This is a genomic window from Chelatococcus sp. YT9, from assembly GCF_018398315.1.
In the GTDB taxonomy this organism is placed as follows: domain Bacteria; phylum Pseudomonadota; class Alphaproteobacteria; order Rhizobiales; family Beijerinckiaceae; genus Chelatococcus.
This window is the reverse complement of the sequence record NZ_JAHBRW010000001.1, coordinates 2,359,556-2,378,717: the sequence shown is the minus strand read 5'-3', so window position 1 is coordinate 2,378,717 and position 19,162 is coordinate 2,359,556. Positions and strand designations below refer to the sequence as shown.

Genomic DNA, 19,162 nt, shown 5'->3' with positions numbered 1-19,162 from the left:
GCGAGTCACTCTGTCATTCTTGCGATGATTCGCCTGACAGGTCTTTGACAGCCCCGGCAAGAAGAGCCTGGGCGGACGCCTCGTCATCCGGGCAGTCGGCATCGAGCCAAAGTGCCCTCGCCCGCTCCAGCACGCGCCCGACCGCCGGCCCTTTCTCGACACCGAGGGCGAGCACATCCTTGCCGGATAGGCGAAAGGTCGGAATCGGACGCCCTTCCCTATAGACGTCGAGCTGCGGCAGCGCGTCAGCCTCGAGTTTCGGGCGAGGCTCCCCCGTCACGACGGCCAGCACATCGCTGACGGGGCCGAGACCCTCGGTCACCACAAGACGCCGGATGGCGCGCGCATTGAGGGGCTCATGTGTGCTTCGCAGCATCTCCAGAAGACGCGCATAGATCGATAGCCGTTCGAACTCGCCGTTGGAGAGCCGCAGCCCGTGTCTGAGCCGCAACGCGTCCTCACTAGTGGTGACGGCAAGCGCCGCCAGGCGCAGTATTCCGTCAGGCTGCTCGACGTGCGCTGTCTCTCCTGCCACGGCCCGCGCCAGGCGCCCGCGTTCGCCCACACCGCCAATGACCAGGAGCAACAGACCGGCGTCCATCATCGCGTCCACCGTCTCTACTGCGCGCGCTGCGACCAGCAGTTTGAGAAGCTCTGCACGGACGCGCTCACGCGAGAGGCCGTCAAGCCCGGCACGCTGGCGAATGGTCGCCGCTAGGCCATCGGCGTCCAGCGGCCCGTCGGCATAGGCGGCGTGAAAGCGGAAGAAGCGAAGGATACGAAGGTAATCCTCGCGGATGCGCGTATCGGGGTCGCCGATGAAGCGCACGCGTCGCGCGGCGATGTCCGCGAGCCCGCCTACGAGATCATGAACCCGGCCATCGCGACTGAGGTAAAGGGCGTTGATGGTGAAATCCCGGCGCGCGGCATCGGCCGCGAAGCTCTTGCTGAAGGCAACCGTCGCGCGGCGCCCGTCAGTTGCCACGTCCTCGCGCAGCGTTGTGACTTCATAGCAATCCTGATCGACCAGAACCGTGACGGTACCATGGTCGAGCCCGGTCGGGACCGTGCGCAGCCCGGCCCCGGCCGCACGACGCACGACCTCGCGCGGCGTCATGGTTGTGGCGCAATCGATGTCGTTGATCGGCCGGTCGAGCAAGGCATTGCGCACCGCTCCGCCAACAACGCGTGTTTCCTCCCCCGGAACCGCGAGTGCGTCGAACAGACGCTGCAGGGAAGGTCGCGCGAGAAGGCCGGCTAGAGCGGGCTGCGAAGAAGGGCCGGCGTTGTCTCGCATGAAGCGTGCTCCAGGCTGTCCGAATCCATCACGCGACGTGCTTCATTCGAAATGCCCGGGCACCAGCACCCCATCCTTGAGATGGGTTGGCACCCAGGCGCCCGTGCTACGTTCGGCGACGAGGCCAATGTAAACGAATGAGCCGATCACCACGACAAGGCCTGCAAGGACGAGCCAGTGAACGTGACCATCCCAGGCCTGCCGGGTAAACGGATTTCGCCGTCGCGCACTGAGATAGAGCGCGAAGAGCGCGAACGGCGCCAGGAACAGCACCAATCCTTCAAAAAACGCCCTGGTCATACCCCCTCATAGAGCTTCTCGTAGAGATTGCGGATGATTTTCGCCGTCACCCCCCAGATATGGTGCTCCCCGTAGGGCATCGCATAAATTTCTCGTGGTCCGCCAGGACCGTCGCGCATCATCCTCTGATGATTGCCAGCGTTCATCAAAAAGCTGAACGGAACCTCGAAGATATCGTCGACCTCGTCCGGGTTCCGGACGAGATGGAAGCCGGGCTCAACCCAGGCGACAACCGGCACAATGCTGAAGCCACTCGGTGTGCGCAGGGTATCGAGATAGCCGAGGGGTTCCACGAAGTGGCGCGCCAGGCCCACCTCCTCCTCGGTCTCCCTGAGCGCCGTTGCGAGCGGCGTCGGATCCGTCTCATCGACGCGCCCGCCGGGGAAGGCGATCTGCGAGGCGTGATTACGAAGATGAGCTGACCGCTTGGTCAAAAGGATGGTCACCTCGCCGCCCCTCCCCACAACCGGCACGAGAACCGCCGCCGGGCGCGCCTCGGAGAGCCGTTCGCGCGGGACCGGCTGCCCGAGGAGGTTTTCGCCAGCCCGACCTGCATTCAGGGCAGAAGGCGGTGTCGGCCAGAGACGTTCGCGGGCGAGCGCCCGGAAGGTCACGCGATCAAAGCTCTCACTCATCGCGCGGTCCAGCGGATACGTTGCCGGCGACAGGCGCATCGACGGCGGCGGCTGCGTCGTCGAGTGCATCCATGGGGGTAATCGGGAAGAACACTTCTCCGGACGCCAACCCGAACAGGCCGTCCCGCTCTTCTGCTAATTCCACCAGATCGTGAACGAGGGCCCGTGTGAGCCGCGCCCAAAGATCGCCACGCACGCGCACATAGGGCCTGAGGCCGCCATCGCTGCCAGTGTCGAAACGCAGCGGATGGTCAGCGTCCACGGCGACGAGATCGTCGACATTGGTGCGGAAATGAAGGATGCCGGCGCCGTCGCGTGCCATCTCCACCGCGAGAAAGGGCACATCATCGACAGTGATGCCCACGCGTTCGACAGGCGTGACCAAGACATAGCCATTCGGGTCCTTGCGCAGGACGGAAGCAAACAGCTTTATGAGCGCCGGCCGACGAATCGGACTGCCCTGGTAGAACCAGGAGCCATCGGCCGCAATGCGCATGTCGATGGTTCCGCAAAACGGCGGGTTCCACCGGTCGACCGGGGCTGGCCCTCGACCCGGCGCGACAGCGCTCAAGCCTGCGAGGGGCTCACACGCTGGGTCTCGGGCGGGCTCGCACGATCTCACACTTTCTTGTGTTCCATCCATCCATTCAGCCCCAACTCGGCCGCAGTCTCTCGTCATTTTTGCCAATCTACTGTTACGGCCGGCAGATTTCTTGTCATCAGCGAAACACGCGTGCGACGTCGCACGGACCCACGGCCGCTTGCCCGGCAGATTTTCCGGGAGCAAGTTGCGCGATCGACCGAAATCGCCGGCATTTAAGGCAATGCACGCCAGTCTTTATGTAGGTTGTGCCGGCCCGCGTGGACAGAGGAACGGCGCGCGGCTGGCAAACGTTGAAAGTTTAACCACTCGCGGCATCGTGCTTGCATCGCCCTTGATGAAAACGATGATCTCAGCCCAGATATCCGGATGGGCTTTGAAGGAGACAGACGAATGACGGCAGGGACGCGCTCTGAGGCCGCAGCCGTGGCGCCCACCACCATAGACCAGGCCGTCGTCGCGGCGGCCGAGACGGCGCTTGACACGATCGGCAAGGCCAAGGCGTCCATAGGATCGGTAATCTTTGGCCAGGAACATGTGGTCGAACTCGCGCTCGTCACGATCCTCGCGGGTGGTCACGGCCTTCTCGTGGGTGTGCCCGGACTTGCCAAGACAAAGCTGGTCGAAGCGCTCGGCACGGTCTTGGGATTGGACGCGCAGCGCGTGCAGTTCACACCGGATCTGATGCCGTCCGACATCCTCGGTAGTGAGATCCTGGACGAATCGATCGATCACAAGCGCAGTTTCCGTTTTGTCCGCGGACCGATCTTCGCGCAACTCCTGATGGCCGACGAGATCAACCGCGCGAGCCCCCGCACCCAGTCCGCCCTCTTGCAGGCGATGCAAGAGCACCACGTGACTGTCGCCGGGGAGCGGCACGACTTGCCACGTCCATTCCACGTGCTGGCGACGCAAAACCCGATCGAGCAGGAAGGCACCTATCCGCTGCCTGAGGCGCAGCTCGATCGCTTCCTTTTGCAGATCGACGTCGGTTATCCCGACCGCGCGGCGGAGCGGCGCATCCTCCTGGAGACGACCACCTCGGAGACCGTCGAGCCGACAGCGGCCCTGACCGCGGATGGCCTTCTCAACATCCAGCGCCTGGTGCGGCGCCTGCCGGCTGGCGACAAGGTCGTGGATGCTATCCTCGACCTCGTGCGCTCGGCGCGCCCGGGCGACGGCCCGCCCGAGGTGACCGACCTTCTGGCATGGGGACCGGGTCCGCGCGCGAGCCAGGCGCTCATCCTCGCGGTTCGCGCCCGCGCTCTCGTCGACGGGCGGCTGGCGCCCTCGCTTGACGATGTGGCGGCGCTTGCGGAGCCGGTACTCAAGCACCGCATGGCCTTGACCTTCGCCGCAAGGGCCGACGGTGAGACCGTGACCGGGCTGATCAAACGGCTCGTGGCGCGGCTCGGCTAAGGCTTTGATAATGGCGCGTGTGCAGGTACTTCCGCTCGATAATCGCTCGCCAGGTCGCCGCGAGGCTGATGCCGCGATGTCGCTGGCTGAGCGCTTGCCACGCATCGTGCTGGAGGCGCGCCGCGTTTCAGCTTCCGTTGCGCACGGCATTCATGGTCGGCGCCGGGCCGGCACTGGAGAGAGCTTCTGGCAGTTCCGCCCCTTCACGTCGGGCGAGGCGATGGCGCGGATCGACTGGCGGCGGTCTGCGCGTGACGACCGGCTCTATGTCCGCGAACGCGAATGGGAGGCCGCTCAGAGTGTGTGGCTGTGGATGGACCGCTCGGCATCCATGGGGTTCACCTCGACGCTCGCCAGCGCCTCGAAGATCGAGCGCGCCCTGGTCATCGGGCTGGCGCTGGCCGACGCGCTGGTCGAAGGCGGCGAACGCATCGGCTTGATGGGGGCCATGCCGCCGCGGGCCTCCCGGCGCATCGTGGAGCTCGTCGCCGAGGCTCTTGTCGCGGATACGGCCGGCTTGAAGGCTGACCTGCCGCCGCCGCAAGCGCTCCCTCCGCTCAACGAGGCCATTCTGATCAGCGATTTTCTGGTCGAGCCTTCCCGGCTACGCACGATCGTGGAGACAATCGCGGCGCGCGGCGCGCGCGGCCATTGCGTGATGATCATCGACCCGGTCGAGGAGACGTTTCCCTTCCACGGTCAGGCAGAGCTCGAGAACCCGGAGGACGGCACCCACCTCAGGATTGGTGACGCGACCTCCTGGGGTGAAGATTACCGCAGGCGCATCGCTCGGCACCGTGAGGAAGTGGCGGCAGCCTTTGCCGGTCGCGGCTGGACGCTCTCGCTCCATCATACCGATCAGCCGGCAAGCAGCGTGGTGCTGCGCCTCCTCAATCTTATCGCGACCAGCCGCGGCGCGGCGGCGCTGCAGCCGCAGGCGTTGGGGAGGTAATCCATGTTCGGCTTACCACTGGCCTTCACCGCTCCCCTTGTCCTCGCCGCTCTCGCCACCCTGCCGGCGATCTGGCTCCTGTTGCGCGTCACACCGCCGCAACCGCGGCGTATCGCCTTTCCGCCGCTCGCCGTCATCACCGACATCCTGCCGAAGCAGGAAACCCCGGCACGCACACCCTGGTGGCTGCTCCTGCTGCGCCTCCTGATCGCCGCGCTTCTGATCCTGGCCGCCGCCGGCCCGGTCTGGAATCCGCCGTCGGGAGAGGCCACTGCGAGCAATGGGCCGGTCCTGCTCTTGATCGACAACGATTTCGCTGCAGCCAGCGACTGGCAGGAGCGGGTCGATCTGGCCGCGGGTGTCATCGCCACGGCCTCCCGGGCCGAGCGGCCGGTTGCGGTTGTCGCGCTGGGCGGCCCTTTGACATCAGACGTGACCATGGGCGAGGCCGGCCAAGCGGCCGAGCGCTTGCGTGCCGTTGCGCCGCTTCCCTTTTCCAGCAGGCGCAACGAGCATCTGACGAGCATAAGCACCTTCCTGAACGCCCAGCCCGAGGCGGAAATCGTCTGGGTGACGAGCGGCATCGGCGTCGAGGAAGACCAGTTTGTCTCAGGTCTCGCCGCTATCAAGGGCTCCCATCCCATCACCGTGTACCGCCGCGAGGCCTCCCAGCCTTTCGCCCTGGCCTCAACCGCCAATGTCGGCGCCGGTTTCGACGTGACCGTCATACGGCCGAGGGCTGAAGGTCGTGATCGCGGCACTTTGCGCGCAGTCGATCTCAAGGGTCTGCCGCTCGGCGAGACGCCCTTCACCTTTGCTGCCGGCGCGACGGAAGCGAATGCGCGCTTCACGCTGCCGGTCGAAATCCGCAATGCCATAACCCGCGTAGAGATCGTCGATGAAAACTCCGCTGGAGCTGTCTCACTCGTCGGCGACGACGGCAAGCGCCGTAGCATCGGCTTGGTTTCGGGGGCGAGCGCGGATGTGGCCCAGCCTCTCCTCGCGCCAACCTACTACGTCGCGCGCGCGCTGCAGCCCTTTGCGGAGCTGAGGGAGCCGCGCGGCGGCGTGGCAGAGGCTATTGGCGCGCTCATCGAGCAGCAGGTCTCGCTGATCGTGCTGACGGACGTTGGCGTGCTCGATCAGGAAACGGTTCAACGCCTCACGCGCTACGTCGAGGATGGCGGCGTCCTCGTGCGCTTCGCGGGATCGCGCCTGGCGGCAGGCAACGACGCGCTTGTGCCGGTGAAGCTCAGGCGTGGCGGTCGCAGTCTCGGCGGATCCCTCTCCTGGGATACGCCGAAAGCCCTCGCGCCTTTCGGTCAGCAGACCCCGTTCGCTGATCTCACCGTGCCGGGCGATGTAAGCGTGCAACGGCAAATCCTGGCCGAGCCCGACGGCAATCTTGCGGCGCGTACCTGGGCCTCGCTGTCCGATGGCACGCCGATCGTCACTGCCGAGCGGCGCGGCGAGGGCGAGATCGTGCTGTTCCACGTCACCGCCGACCCCTCGTGGTCGAACCTGCCGATGTCGGGCCTCTTCGTCGAAATGCTGCGCAAGATTGTCCAGCTCGCCGGCACGCCCGCAACCGAGAGCGGCGCGACCTCCAGCACCGAGACTGTCGCGCCCCGGCACATCCTGGACGGTTTCGGCGTCTTCTCCGCGCCCCCGGCCACTGCCAAGCCCGTGCCGCGTGGCTACGCCGGGCGCGCGACGCCCGATCACCCCGCAGGCCTTTATGGGCCCAACGAGGGGCTGCAAGCTGTGAATGTCCTCACGTCCGCCGACCGCCTGAACCCGCTCGACATCACCCCTCTTGCCGCCGAAGTCCGGCCGATTGCACAGCCCGAGGCGATCGACCTGCGCGGGAGCCTCATCACGGCGGCGCTGGTCCTGCTTGCGCTCGACACCCTGATCGCTGCCTGGATGGGCGGCCATCTAGGCCGTTTCGGTCGCCGCCGCGGCGCGGCCACAACCGCCGCCGTCGCCGCGTTCACCGTGGCGGCATCGCTGGCGGTGATCGCCCTGATGTCGCCCGCGATCGCGGCGGAGATGCCGCCGAAGCCGGCTGCGTCATCCCAGCCGCCGCTGCGGCAGGAGGATATCGCCTCCGCGCTTCATACCCGCCTCGCCTATGTCATCACGGGCGATCAACAGGTGGATGCGACAAGCCGCGCGGGACTTCTCGGCCTCACCGACGCCCTGATGGCGCGCACCACATTCGAACCGGCAGAGCCGATCGGCATCGACCCCAGCCGGGACGAGCTCTCGTTCTATCCACTCATCTACTGGCCCGTCGTCGCAGGTCGCCCGCTGCCTCCGGATGCCGCCCTGCGCCGGCTGGATACCTTCATGAAGAACGGCGGGACCGTTATCTTCGATACACGCGACGCCTTGCGTGCCAACGGTCAGACCTCGCCGGAAACGCAGCAGCTTCGCCGCATGCTCGCGAGCCTCGACATTCCCGAGCTTGAACCCGTACCGCCCGACCACGTCCTGACCAAGGCCTTTTATCTCCTGGACACGTTCCCCGGCCGCTATGACCGCGGGACGACCTGGGTGGAAGCGCTGCCGCCTGTAGTTGACGGTGAACGCCGGCCCGCGCGCGCTGGCGATGGCGTGTCGCCCATCGTGATTACCGGCAATGACCTTGCCGCCGCCTGGGCTGTCGGCGCCGACGGTTCACCGCTTTATCCGGTGCTCGGCCCGGATCCGCGCCAGCGGGAGATGTCGTATCGTAGCGGCATCAACATCGTGATGTATGCGCTGACCGGCAACTACAAGGCCGACCAGGTCCATGTCCCCGCCTTGCTCGAACGGCTCGGGCAGTAGGAGCCGCGCATGCTGAGCCTGAGCTTTTCGCCGCTGGTACCGCTCGCGGTCATCTATGGCCTGGCCGCACTTGTCGCGATTGCCGTCGTGGTCGCCGTCCTCGCGCGCGGCGCTGTGGCGATCGTCCGCGCGCTCGCGCTGGCGCTCCTTCTGGCAGGCCTCGCCAACCCCGCCATCGTCCAGGAAAACAGGGAGAAGGCGAAGGACATAGCGGTCGTGGTAGTGGACCGCAGCGGCTCACAGCAGCTAGGTGACCGCCGCGCCCAGACCGATGCCGCCGCGAGCGCGCTCGAACAACGGCTCGCCCAGTTGCCGGATATCGAGACCCGCATCGTAGACGTGCCGGATGGCGCGGGCGACGAGGGCACGCGCCTGTTCACCGCGCTCGGGCGCGCGCTTGCAGACGTGCCGGCGGAGCGGGTGGCCGGCGCCATCATGGTCACCGACGGTGTGGTGCACGATATCCCGGCCAATGCCGACCAGTTGGGTTTCAGGGCCCCGCTCCATGCGCTGATCACGGGACGTCCCGACGAGCGCGACCGGCGTGTCGCCCTTATCGAGGCGCCGCGCTTCGGCATTGTCGGCCGCGACCAGATCCTGCGCGTGCAGGCATCCGAACGCGGCGGCAACGGGCGCATGCAGCTCACCGTGCGCCGCGACGGGCAGGTGCTTCTGACGCGGGAAATCCTCGCCGATGCGCCTTTGTCCATCCCCGTCCGCATCGAGCACGGCGGCCCGAATATCGTCGAGGTTGAGGTGGACGCCATGCCGGGCGAGCTCACCACGGCGAACAACCGACAGGTCGTGACCATCGAGGGCGTGCGCGACAAGTTGCGGGTCCTGCTCGTCTCGGGCGAGCCGCATCCCGGCGAACGCACCTGGCGTAACCTCCTCAAGTCCGACGCCAATGTGGACCTCGTGCATTTTACCATCCTGCGCCCCCCGGAGAAGCAGGACGGCACGCCGATCAATGAACTGTCGCTGATCGCCTTCCCGACACGCGCGCTGTTTCAGCAGCGCATCAAGGATTTTGACCTCATCATCTTCGACCGCTACGCGAACCAGAGCGTTTTGCCGTCGATGTACTACGACAACATCGTGCAGTTCGTGCAGGAGGGCGGCGCGCTCCTCGTCGCCGCGGGTCCGGAATTCGCGAGTTCCGCAAGCCTCGCTCGTACTTCGCTCGGTTCCGTGCTGCCCGCGACGCCCGATGGCCGCATCGTGGAGCGCCCCTTTCGCGCCGACGTGACAGCCGCCGGCAGCCGCCATCCCGTAACGCGCGAATTGCCCGGCGGCGATAGCGAGCCCCCCAGCTGGGGCGAGTGGCTGCGTCTGCTCGGCTCCAACGTGCGCGGTGGTTCCGTGGTAATGGCGGGCGCTGAGGATCGACCTCTTCTCGTTCTCAACCGCGAGCAGAAAGGCCGCGTCGCGCTTCTCTTGTCAGACCACGTGTGGCTATGGGCGCGTGGCTTCGAGAACGGCGGGCCGCACGTCGATCTCCTGCGCCGTCTCGCGCACTGGATGATGAAGGAGCCCGAGCTCGAGGAAGAGGCGCTGCGCGCGAGCGCTCGCGGCACGACAATCAGCGTCGAGCGGCAGACCATGGCCGATCAGCCACCGCCGGTGCGCCTGTTCGCACCAGGCGGCGAGGAGCGCGAGCTCGTCATGCGTCCCGGCGCCCCCGGTCTTTTCACATCGAGCGCGACCGTGACGGAGCTCGGACTCTACTGGCTGACGAGCGGTGAGCTGACGGCTTTTGTCAGCGTTGGGCCTGAAAACCCGCGCGAGCTGGCCGATGTCTTCAGCGATACCGCCCGGCTCGAGCCGATAACCCGCGAGATGGATGGGAGCGTCCGCCGCATAGCGGCCAATGGCGGCGGGATGGATATTCCGCGCGTTCTCACCGTGTCGAGCGGCTCGCGTTTCTCAGGCGGAGATTGGATCGGCCTGAGGCCAAGTGACAGCGCGATCGTCCGGGGGGTGACAGTCGTGCCTCTTGGCCTCGGTTTCGCGGGGCTTGCCCTGCTCGCCGGAGTCGTTCTCGCCGCTTGGCTTGCCGAAGGCCGACGCCGGCGAAGGACATAAGCGACCCGGCCGGAGGACCTGGCGGAGCCCGCCCCTGCCCCAACGCTGTGCTCAGGCCGCCGGAAGCACCATACCCTCGGTGCCGTCGATAGCATCCGGCACCAGAGGGCAGTACAGAAAGCGCCTGTCATCGACCGGCCCCGGCAGCTTGAGCCGCCCGGGGGGCACGACCTTGAAGCCGAAGCGGCTGTAATATGGCTCGTCCCCCACCAGGATCACCAGACGGTAGCCATCGTCTCGCGCGGCATCGAGCGAGAGGCGCATGAGGGCCGCGCCGATACCCCGGTCGTGGAACGCCGGATCGACCGTCAAGGGCCCGAGCATCAGCACCTTGTCACCCGTCGTGACGCGGACCTCGGTCAGCCGCACCGAGCCAACGATCAGCGTGCCGACCGATGCGGTAAACGAAAGATTGGCGACCGGCGGCACGCCTTCGCGCAGTCGAAAGGCCGTCCTTGCGAAGCGCCCCGGCCCGAAGGCGCGCTCGTGCAGCTTCTCGACGGCTTGGCCATCTTCCGGCAATTCGCGGCGCAAGTTGAGTTTGAGTTCGGTCATGGCGAGGTCTCTCGGCAACCGTCAAGGACGGGGGATAACAGCTTGGACAAATCACGCGGCCAGTCGCGCATAGGGCGCGGCAGGGCCGTCAGGCACTCAGCCTTGTCGTCGTCGCTGCAAACCCACCTGGCTCACGGCCGTTACATCCCGAAAGATCTGGAAGACGCATGAAGTCGCGCGGCCTCTAGCATGATGGGAAGCGCGCGTCTACGCCGTATGCCGAACCGTCGCCATATAAGGCGAGAATGGTCGACTAAAAGGAGTGATAGGCATGGGTATGCTGGTTGAGGGCCAATGGCAGGACCGCTGGTATGACACCGCCAAGACCGGGGGCCGCTTCGAGCGGCAGGATTCGGCCTTCCGAAACTGGGTGACCGCCGACGGCGCTGCTGGCCCTTCGGGCAGCAGCGGTTTCAAGGCCGAGCCTGGCCGCTACCACCTCTATGTCTCGCTCGCCTGCCCCTGGGCGCATCGCACGCTCATCTTCCGCAAGCTCAAGCAACTCGAGGGATTGATCGGCCTGTCTATCGTCAACCCGATCATGGCCGAACATGGCTGGACCTTCGACACATGGCCCGGCGCGGCACCTGACACGGTGAACGGTGCCGCATATCTCTACGAGATCTATGCCAAGGCCAAGCCCGACTATTCCGGTCGCGTCACGGTTCCGGTGCTCTGGGACATCGAACGGCAGACGATCGTGAACAACGAATCAGCGGAAATCATCCGCATGTTCAACACCGCCTTCGCCGCTTTCACCGACGTCACCTACGACTTCTGCCCGGACGACCTCGCCACGGTAATCGACGAGACCAACGCCTTCGTCTATCGCGCCATCAACAACGGTGTCTACCGCGCCGGTTTCGCCACCACGCAGGAGGCCTACGAGGAAGCCTTTGCCGCCTTGTTCAATGCCCTCGACACCGTAGAGGAGCGCCTGTCGCGGCAGCGCTATCTCGCGGGCTCACGGCTGACCGAGGCGGACTGGCGGCTGTTCACCACGCTCGTGCGCTTCGACGCGGTTTATGTCGGTCATTTCAAATGCAACCTGCGTCGCATCGCGGACTATCCGAATTTGTCCAATTATCTCAGGGAGCTGTATCAGGTGCCAAGCGTCGCCGAAACGGTTGATCTCGCCCATATCAAGCGCCATTACTATGGGAGCCACACCACCATCAATCCGACCCGCATCGTCCCTGTCGGCCCCGCCCTCGATTTCACCGGCCCCCACGACAGGGAACGCCTGCCGGCGATCAACAGCTTCAACCCATCACCATAGGGCAGCGGCTGGGAGCCCGGCCTTGATTTCGAGGATCCGGGCCCGCGTGCCTTCAGTCGTGCCTTCCGGCAGAGCGTCCAACGGAAAAAAGCCGGTCTCGAGAATTTCGGCATCACCCTGCCGCGGCGCGCTCTGCTTGAACTTGCGCACCAGATAGATCGCCACGTGATCACGATTGGGCGCGCGTCCGTTCAGAAAAATCCCATGCAGCGCCGGCCGGCCAACCATGAGGATATTGCCTTCTTCCTCGAGTTCGCGCTTCAGCGCCTCGACGAGCGTCTCGCCCGGCTCGACGCCTCCGCCTGGCAGGTGCCAGCCCTTGATATAGCTGTGGCGCACGAGGAAGACGCGATTGTCCTGATCCAGCACGACAGCGCGCACGCCGAGGGTCAGGCCACGCTTAAAGCGCCAATACAGGTGCATGACATAATAGATCAAACGCAAGACGCATACTTTCCCGAAACTGGACGGGATCCCCTATCACGAACGCACTCCGGCGGGATAATGCTTAATACCGCGAAGATCCCGCCACGTGGTCACACGCTCCTCATCCCGGCGAGTTTTAATGAGCCCAGCCAACGCATCGGCCGGAGCTCCTTTCGCTTCGTGCAAGGCCGGGGCTTCTCAGCGCCGCGCTCGCGTTGTAAGGACACCAGGCTTGAGCACTCGCACGCCGCCCCTCGGACACGCCCCGGGAGCAAAGCGGGCGAAGTTCACTGTGGCCCTCCGCAATTGATGATCTTCACCGCGCATGCTCCTGGCTCATATCTCTGATCCGCACATCGGTCCTCTGCCCTCCCCCAAGCTGAGGGAACTGATGGGCAAGCGCTTCACTGGCTATGTCAACTGGCGGCGTGGCCGCGCGGCCATCCACGACATGCCGCTGCTCGATAGGATCATCGCGGATCTCGAGGCCCAGAAGGCCGATCACATCGCGCTCACCGGCGACATCACCAACATCGGGCTGGCCGCCGAGTTTCCCGTGGCACGGGCCTTCTTGGAGCGGCTCGGCGCACCCGACTATGTGAGCTTCGTGCCAGGCAATCATGATGCCTACGTTCGCGGCGCCCTGAAGGCGCTGATTCGCACGATTGCGCCGTGGATGTTGTCCGATGGAGCCAAGGAGGGCGCGATGCCGTCCTTCCCCTATGTGCGACGCAGGGGCGGAGTAGCCCTCATCGGCCTATCCTCGGCGGTGCCGACCTTGCCATTCGTGGCCAGCGGCACATTGGGGGAGAAGCAGCTCACCGCCATGGGCGAAATCCTGTCCGAGCTTGGGCGTGAGGGCCTGTGCCGCATCGTGATGCTGCATCATCCGCCTTATTATGAAGGCGCGAAGGCCGGGCGACAGCTCACCGATTCGGATGCCTTCCAAGCCATCATCGCCAAGACCGGCGCGGAGATGATCCTGCACGGTCATAACCATCGCACGTCACTCGTGCGTATTCGCGGGCCCGTGAAGCCGGTGCCGATCCTCGGCGCGCCATCGTGTTCGGCAGTGCGGGGCCTGTTCACCCATCGCGCGGGCTACCACCTCATCGATATCGTGGAGGACGGCCGGCAATCCCGCTTCACGATCCGCACCCGCGGGCTGGATGCGCCACGCGTGCGGGCACGGGCCCTGGACGTCGAGAAGGCCACCATCGCGCAGATTGGCGAGATGGTCGTCGACTGAACCGCGATCCGGCTCAGAAACGATCAAGAAAACGGGCGACCGGTGCCCATTCCATCAGCCAGAGCGCTCCCTGGAACAACGCCGCACCGCCGATCAGCCCCATGATGATGGCGAAGACAATGTCGCCGGCGTCGAAGCGGCGACCGGGCGGAGCAGGCGCAGGGGTCGCGGGTCCCGCCAGGTTGGCCGCTTCCACCGGCTCTTTCGGCACGCCCGCAGACGGCGTCACGATGACGCGGCTCTCCGCCATCATGCGCTCGCGCTCCACCAGGCGCCGTGCGACATAGTCGGTCACCTGAGCGACGATGATCTCCACCTGCTCGCTCCGGACTACGGTAACTCGCCCCCGGCGTGTATCGACGGAGAAGCAATAGGTCTGGCGATCGCGCTCCATCTCGACAAAAGCAAGCATGTCGATATAGCAGCGGGGGCGCTCGCCGGGCACGATACCGTGGTCGAAAATATCAATATCCGGAGGGACTTGCGCAAATACCGGGCGAAGCCGCGCGTTGAGCAGATCGAGCCGTGCAAACTCTCCTTGCCTCAGTCCGGCGACAATCCCGCCACGCTGCTCATCGTCGAGCCGGGCACGGCGGACGGCAGCCGTCAGATCCGCGGGGCTCGCACCGTCACCCGCTTCGTCCCCTGGCAACTCCTCGTCCTGCTTCAACACAATCCTCACATCCCTGCCCGCTCGCGGGCACCTCGCAGCCATTAAGCGCAGGCTTCCCCTCCGCTCGAGCGGTTTGTAAGCTGCGCCGCACCAACAGTGCCGAATGTGTGCCGGCAGTTGGGCTGAAACAAGAAGGGCCTATCCATGGACGTGCCGAGCCAGAAGCAACCTTCCGCGACCGTGCATGAACGCGCCGCAATCGTACGCGATGCGGCCCATAAGCTCGGTCTCGCGCTCGACATCCATGTGACAACCGAAACAACGCGCACCGCCGAGGAAGCGGCTGTCGTGCATGGCGTTGCGGTGGGGCAGATCGTCAAGTCCCTCATCTTCGAGGGCGCCGAGACTGGCAAGCCCTATCTCTTTCTCGTCTCGGGGCAGAACCGGGTCAACGAGACGGGCGTCACGGCCATCCTCGGCGAGGGACTTAAACGCCCGAACGCCGCCCGTGTCCGCGAACTGACTGGCTTTGCGATCGGCGGCATACCGCCATTCGGCCATGCAACCGAAATGGCGACCTATATCGATCGGGACCTGATGACTTTTGACGTGGTCTGGGCCGCCGCCGGCACGCCGTTCGCCAATTTTCCCATTGCGCCGCAGGATCTGGTGGGGGCGCTCAAGGCGCCGCTCATCGGTGTGACGTGAGGCGCGCCCGCAGAAAACGGTGAAGGGGGAACTCCAGCCGCTGGTAGACGAGAACGGCCACGAGGATCGCGGCCACGACGCAGGCCGCCACAAACCCCCAAGGGCCGAGCCAAAGGCCGAGCGGACTGCGCATGAAGATCTCGCGTAGTGCCCGGATCACGAAGGGGTGCAGCAGGTATAGCGCGTAGGAGGCATCGCCCATCGCGACTAAGGCCCGCTCGACAGCAGGGGGCCGCGTATTCGGTCGCCCAAGCACGGCGGCTGCCACCAGCAGCGCGGCGGGGCCGCCATAGCCGATGAACTGCGGCAGGGCCGTGCCGTCGGCGGCCGCCAGGTCGAGGTGGAGCAAACCGAAGCCTGCCACGACGAGCGCGATTCGCGCGGCGCCGCCGAGGCGCAGGCCCGTTTCGCGGATCATCGCCACACCCATCCCAAGCACGAATTCCAGGATGATGGGATCGGACCAGTAGGCGACCGGCAGCGACCAGCCGATGAAAGGGCGGGAAGCGACCAGGAGGGCGAGCCCGAGCGAGACCGCGAGGACCGCATGGCGCCGCGGCAAGGCGATGGCCGCCGCGAAGACCAGATAGAAGAACATCTCGAAGTTGAGTGTCCAGCCGAGAGAATAGATCGGCTGCACCGCGCCGTCGGCGCGCATGGCAGGGATGAAGAGATAGGACGCCACGATCTGCCAGGGGCCCGGCCAGCCACTGTTCAGCACCTGCGGCAGCAGGATCGCTACCGCCAGATAGAGCGTTGTCACGCCCCAATAGAGCGGAACGATACGCACGATGCGCCGGCTCAGGAAAGTGCTCCAAGCGCCGGCTGTCCCGAAGAGCGGGCGCGAAGCGTGCACCATCACGAAGCCGGAGATGACGAAAAAGATATCGACGCCCGACAGCCACGGCAGGAGATGGCTTGGGCTGAAGGAAAGGCTGAGCCGGTCCGCGAGCGCGGCCGCGTCGTATTGAGCGTGATGCACCACGACCATCAGCGCCGCCAGCGCGCGCAGCACCTGCACGGCCAGAAGCCTATCGGCACCAGGCCTATCAGCACTTCGCCTGTCGGCGCTGCGCCCGGCCTCGTCAGCCATCAGGACAGGACCTCGATGACGTGAAAGAACGAGCCGGAGACATGGCCGACCTTGTGCCCGGCCGGCGCGAGCCTGTTGCCATAGGCGTCGCCGACCTCGGCCAGGGGCGACGCCGCCGGGGCTGACAGGATGCTGGCGTAGTGGAACTCATGGCCTCGCGCCACCGCGCCGGGGGACGCGAAAGGCGCGGACGCCGTGAAGGTGGCGATGCGATAGCCGAGATTGAGCTTGCGCTTGGCGAAGCTCGTCACGAGCGGCAGCAGCCCCGTCATCGGGTGGCTGACACCGGCCGCGTCGACCAGCGCCTCGCCGAGCACCATATAGCCGCCGCACTCGCCATGCACCGGCCGGGTGGCGGCGAAGGCGGCAAGGCCTTCCCGGAATTGCCCGTTGGCGGCGAGACGGCCAGCGTGGAGTTCGGGATAGCCGCCGGGCAGCCAGCAGACGTCGCAGTCGGCGGCGGGTGCCTCGTCGGCGAGCGGCGAGAACGGCACCAACTCGGCGCCGGCCGCGCGCCAGCCCATCGCGACATGGGGATAGACGAAAGAGAAGGCCGCGTCGTCGGCAATCGCGATGCGCTGACCGGGCGGCGGCACGGCGGGGCACGTGCGCCCGGCGGCGGCAGCACCCGGGCGGCTCCGCGCCAGTCCCTGCACGGCAGTGAGGTCGACATGCGCTTCCACGAGATCGGCGAGGCCGTCGAGCCGGCTCTCCAGCTCCGCCGTCTCGCGCGCCTGCACGAGCCCGAGATGCCGCTCCGGCAATGTTACCTCGCCGCGCGGCAGCGCGCCGAGCACGGGCAGGCCGATGGCCTCGATCGCTTCGCCCGCGAGCCGCCTGTGGCGCTCGCTGCCGACCTTGTTCAGGATCACTCCGCCGATGGTGACGCGCGGATCATAGCGCGCCGCGCCGAGCGCCATGGCCGCCGCAGACTGCGACTGGCCGGAGACATCGAGCACGAGCAGCACGGGCCAGCCCATCAAGGCCGCGATGTCGGCGCTGGAGCCGGTGCGTCCCGGCTCGGCCGGCACGCCGTCGAACAGGCCCATCAGCCCCTCCGCCAGCACGAGGTCGGCGTCGGTCGTCTGGCCGGCGGTGAGCGCGCCGAGAAGATCGGCGCCCATCGCCCAGCTGTCGAGATTGACGCCGCCGCGCCCCGCCGCGACCGCATGGAAGGCGGGATCGATGTAGTCCGGCCCGCATTTCACCGGCGCGACCGTGAGGCCACGGCGGGCAAAGGCCCGCATCAGGCCTAGCGTCACAGTGGTCTTGCCGGCGCCGGAGCGCGGCGCGGCGATGAGGAGGCCGGGTGCCGTCATCTGTGCTGTCATCGTCATCGGTGCTGTCATGGCGATCCCTCCCCCGTCCCGGCGGTGAGCCGCGCCCTGAGACCGACGATGGAGCCGATGGCGACGATCGACGGCGCCGCAATGCCCGCCTCGGCCAGCGCATCCGCTGACCTCGCCAGTGTCGTTTCGACGACCTGTTCCGACGGCAGCGTTGCGGAGGCGACGATGGCGACCGGTGTCGCGGGATCAGCCCCGCCGGCGATGAGCGCCTCGGCGATGCGCGGCAGGTTCGCCACAGCCATGTAGAGGATGAGCGGCTGGCGCAGGCGGGCGAGCGCCGCCCAGTCGAGATCTTCCTCTGAGCCGGCCGCCGCATGGCCGGTGGCGAGCACCACGGCCTGATTCGTGCCGCGTGTCGTCGCGGGAATGAGCGCGCCGGCGAGCCCGCCGAGCCCCGCCGTTACCCCCGGTATGACGCGGAACGGGATGCCGGCTTCCACCAGCGCCAGCGCTTCCTCGCCGCCGCGCCCGAAGACGAAGGGATCACCCCCCTTCAGCCGCAGGACCCGCCGGCCCTCACGGGCGAGCGCGATGAGCCGGCGCGTGATGTCGGCCTGCTGCGGCGAAGGCTTGCCGCCGCGCTTGCCGGCGAATTCGAGGAGCGCGTCGGGCCGCGCGAGGCCGAGCACGCGCTTGTCGACGAGGGCGTCGTAGACAATGGCATCCGCCGCTGCCAGGGCATTGATCGCGTGCAGCGTGAGGAGCCCGGGATCGCCGGGGCCCGCGCCCACGAGCCAGACCGCGCCCGGCGCGAAATCGGGCGTCAGCGATTGCAGGGCGGCGGGGATAGAGGCTGGCATAGAGCTCGGGCTGGCGGCGGGTGGCATCATCGCGCTGCTATAGACTGAATCGTAAGGGTGCGCACGAGGGTGACGGATGGGCACGAGGCATGAGCGTTTTCATCACTCCCCCCACCACGCCCATCCGGATGAGCGCACCCGTGAGCCGCCGCGATCCCTTCCCTCCAGGGGAGGGATCAAACCCGGTCCGACGTTGCGCCCTTCCCTCACTCCCCAGCGCCGCGAAAGCGCCTGACGTAGTGGGCGCCATAGAGCGCGCTCTCGCGGAAATCCTCCGTGCCGAGCACGGGCCCGACGAAAATCGTCGCCGTGCGCTCGACGGGGTCGGCGGCGAGGAGGCCGACGATCGTCGCGAGCGTGCCGCGCAGGATGCGCTCTTCCGGCCAACTCGCCCGCGCCACGACGGCGACGGGACAGTCGTCCCCGTAGTGAGGCGTGAGCTCGGCCACCACCTTGTCGAGCACATGGATCGACAGATGGATGGCGAGCGTCGCCCCCGTTGCGGCGAAGGCGGCCAGCGTCTCCGTCTCCGGCATGGCGGTGGCGCGTCCCGAGGTGCGCGTCAGCACCACCGATTGCGCGACGCCCGGCAGCGTCAGTTCCTGGCCGAGCGCCGCCGCTGAGGCGGCGAAGGCCGGCACGCCGGGCGTGATGGTGTAGGGGATGTCGCGCTGGCGCAGCCGGCGGAGCTGTTCGCCCATGGCGCTCCAGATGGACAGATCGCCCGAATGCAGGCGGGCGATGTCCTGCCCGGCCGCATGCGCATCCGCGATCGTCTCGATGATCTGGTCGAGCGACAACGGCGCGGTATCGACGATCCGCGCGCCGGGAGGACACCAGGAGAGCACCTCGCGCGGCACCAGCGAGCCTGCATAGAGGCAGACCGGGCAGCGCGCCACGAGATCACGCCCCCGCACCGTGATGAGATCGGGCGCACCGGGCCCGGCGCCGATGAAATGGACGGTCACA

The 19,162-nt window shown here is 66.6% G+C and carries 18 protein-coding genes; 7 read left to right on the top strand and 11 right to left on the bottom strand.

All coding sequences use genetic code 11. The annotated features are described in order from the left end of the window. Positions 1–13 precede the first annotated feature (13 nt). From KIO76_RS10800 to KIO76_RS10785, 4 genes are read right to left on the bottom strand one after another with little or no spacing between them, the layout of a single operon-like run. On the bottom strand, positions 14–1,297 hold the full coding sequence (locus tag KIO76_RS10800; RefSeq protein ID WP_213323280.1) for a CCA tRNA nucleotidyltransferase: 1,284 nt from the start codon (positions 1,295–1,297) through the stop codon (positions 14–16). 42 nt (positions 1,298–1,339) lie between these two features. Then, positions 1,340–1,597: a DUF6111 family protein gene (locus tag KIO76_RS10795; RefSeq protein ID WP_213323279.1), complete on the bottom strand. Its 258-nt coding sequence runs from the start codon at positions 1,595–1,597 to the stop codon at positions 1,340–1,342. After that, positions 1,594–2,232 carry a CoA pyrophosphatase gene (locus tag KIO76_RS10790; protein WP_249729569.1) on the bottom strand — a complete coding sequence of 213 codons (639 nt, stop codon included), beginning with the start codon at positions 2,230–2,232 and terminating at the stop codon, positions 1,594–1,596. Before KIO76_RS10790 ends, KIO76_RS10795 begins: the two co-directional genes overlap by 4 nt. Then, positions 2,225–2,875, bottom strand: coding sequence for a DUF1285 domain-containing protein (locus KIO76_RS10785; protein WP_213323278.1), 651 nt, complete (start codon positions 2,873–2,875; stop codon positions 2,225–2,227). The genes KIO76_RS10790 and KIO76_RS10785 overlap by 8 nt, the downstream gene beginning before the upstream one ends. A gap of 351 nt (positions 2,876–3,226) precedes the next feature. Here KIO76_RS10785 and KIO76_RS10780 point away from each other — a divergent pair, with 351 nt between their 5' ends. From KIO76_RS10780 to KIO76_RS10765, 4 genes are read left to right on the top strand one after another with little or no spacing between them, the layout of a single operon-like run. Further along, complete coding sequence (locus KIO76_RS10780) at positions 3,227–4,252, top strand: AAA family ATPase (RefSeq protein WP_213323277.1); 1,026 nt, start codon at positions 3,227–3,229, stop codon at positions 4,250–4,252. A 10-nt stretch (positions 4,253–4,262) separates the two neighbouring features. Further along, positions 4,263–5,204 carry a DUF58 domain-containing protein gene (locus tag KIO76_RS10775; RefSeq protein WP_213323276.1) on the top strand — a complete coding sequence of 314 codons (942 nt, stop codon included), beginning with the start codon at positions 4,263–4,265 and terminating at the stop codon, positions 5,202–5,204. A gap of 3 nt (positions 5,205–5,207) precedes the next feature. After that, positions 5,208–8,036, top strand: coding sequence for a DUF4159 domain-containing protein (locus tag KIO76_RS10770; RefSeq protein ID WP_213323275.1), 2,829 nt, complete (start codon positions 5,208–5,210; stop codon positions 8,034–8,036). Between the two features lie 9 nt (positions 8,037–8,045). Beyond that, positions 8,046–10,121 carry a hypothetical protein gene (locus tag KIO76_RS10765; RefSeq protein WP_213323274.1) on the top strand — a complete coding sequence of 692 codons (2,076 nt, stop codon included), beginning with the start codon at positions 8,046–8,048 and terminating at the stop codon, positions 10,119–10,121. A gap of 51 nt (positions 10,122–10,172) precedes the next feature. On the opposite strand, the gene KIO76_RS10760 is transcribed toward KIO76_RS10765, so the two are convergent. Continuing rightward, positions 10,173–10,676 (bottom strand): GNAT family N-acetyltransferase, encoded by a 504-nt coding sequence (locus tag KIO76_RS10760; RefSeq protein ID WP_213323273.1) that lies wholly within the window; start codon positions 10,674–10,676, stop codon positions 10,173–10,175. Positions 10,677–10,947: 271 nt separating this feature from the next. On the opposite strand from KIO76_RS10760, the gene KIO76_RS10755 reads away from it, so the two are divergent. Then, on the top strand, positions 10,948–11,955 hold the full coding sequence (locus KIO76_RS10755) for a glutathione S-transferase family protein (RefSeq protein WP_213323272.1): 1,008 nt from the start codon (positions 10,948–10,950) through the stop codon (positions 11,953–11,955). On the opposite strand, the gene KIO76_RS10750 is transcribed toward KIO76_RS10755, so the two are convergent. Next, on the bottom strand, positions 11,947–12,378 hold the full coding sequence (locus KIO76_RS10750; protein ID WP_213325207.1) for an NUDIX domain-containing protein: 432 nt from the start codon (positions 12,376–12,378) through the stop codon (positions 11,947–11,949). The two genes, KIO76_RS10755 and KIO76_RS10750, sit on opposite strands and share 9 nt — an antisense overlap. A gap of 328 nt (positions 12,379–12,706) precedes the next feature. On the opposite strand from KIO76_RS10750, the gene KIO76_RS10745 reads away from it, so the two are divergent. After that, positions 12,707–13,630, top strand: a complete 924-nt coding sequence (locus tag KIO76_RS10745; RefSeq protein ID WP_213323271.1) for a metallophosphoesterase family protein — start codon at positions 12,707–12,709, stop codon at positions 13,628–13,630. A gap of 13 nt (positions 13,631–13,643) precedes the next feature. Here the strand turns inward: KIO76_RS10745 and KIO76_RS10740 are convergent, their stop codons facing one another. After that, positions 13,644–14,303 (bottom strand): hypothetical protein, encoded by a 660-nt coding sequence (locus KIO76_RS10740; protein WP_213323270.1) that lies wholly within the window; start codon positions 14,301–14,303, stop codon positions 13,644–13,646. A gap of 144 nt (positions 14,304–14,447) precedes the next feature. On the opposite strand from KIO76_RS10740, the gene KIO76_RS10735 reads away from it, so the two are divergent. Next, positions 14,448–14,951: a YbaK/EbsC family protein gene (locus KIO76_RS10735; RefSeq protein ID WP_213323269.1), complete on the top strand. Its 504-nt coding sequence runs from the start codon at positions 14,448–14,450 to the stop codon at positions 14,949–14,951. On the opposite strand, the gene KIO76_RS10730 is transcribed toward KIO76_RS10735, so the two are convergent. From KIO76_RS10730 to cobM, 4 genes are all read right to left on the bottom strand, one after another. Continuing rightward, positions 14,935–16,044: an acyltransferase family protein gene (locus KIO76_RS10730; RefSeq protein WP_249729567.1), complete on the bottom strand. Its 1,110-nt coding sequence runs from the start codon at positions 16,042–16,044 to the stop codon at positions 14,935–14,937. The two genes, KIO76_RS10735 and KIO76_RS10730, sit on opposite strands and share 17 nt — an antisense overlap. Continuing rightward, entirely contained in the window at positions 16,044–17,363 is a 1,320-nt protein-coding gene (locus KIO76_RS10725; protein WP_213325205.1) for a cobyrinic acid a,c-diamide synthase CobB, read from the bottom strand. The genes KIO76_RS10730 and KIO76_RS10725 overlap by 1 nt, the downstream gene beginning before the upstream one ends. Positions 17,364–17,389: 26 nt before the next feature. Continuing rightward, on the bottom strand, positions 17,390–18,193 hold the full coding sequence (gene cobA / locus KIO76_RS10720; protein WP_213323268.1) for a uroporphyrinogen-III C-methyltransferase: 804 nt from the start codon (positions 18,191–18,193) through the stop codon (positions 17,390–17,392). Between the two features lie 206 nt (positions 18,194–18,399). Further along, the gene (gene cobM / locus KIO76_RS10715; RefSeq protein WP_213323267.1) at positions 18,400–19,161 is read right to left on the bottom strand and encodes a precorrin-4 C(11)-methyltransferase; all 762 of its coding nucleotides are present in this window, start codon (positions 19,159–19,161) and stop codon (positions 18,400–18,402) included. Position 19,162: the final 1 nt, after the last annotated feature.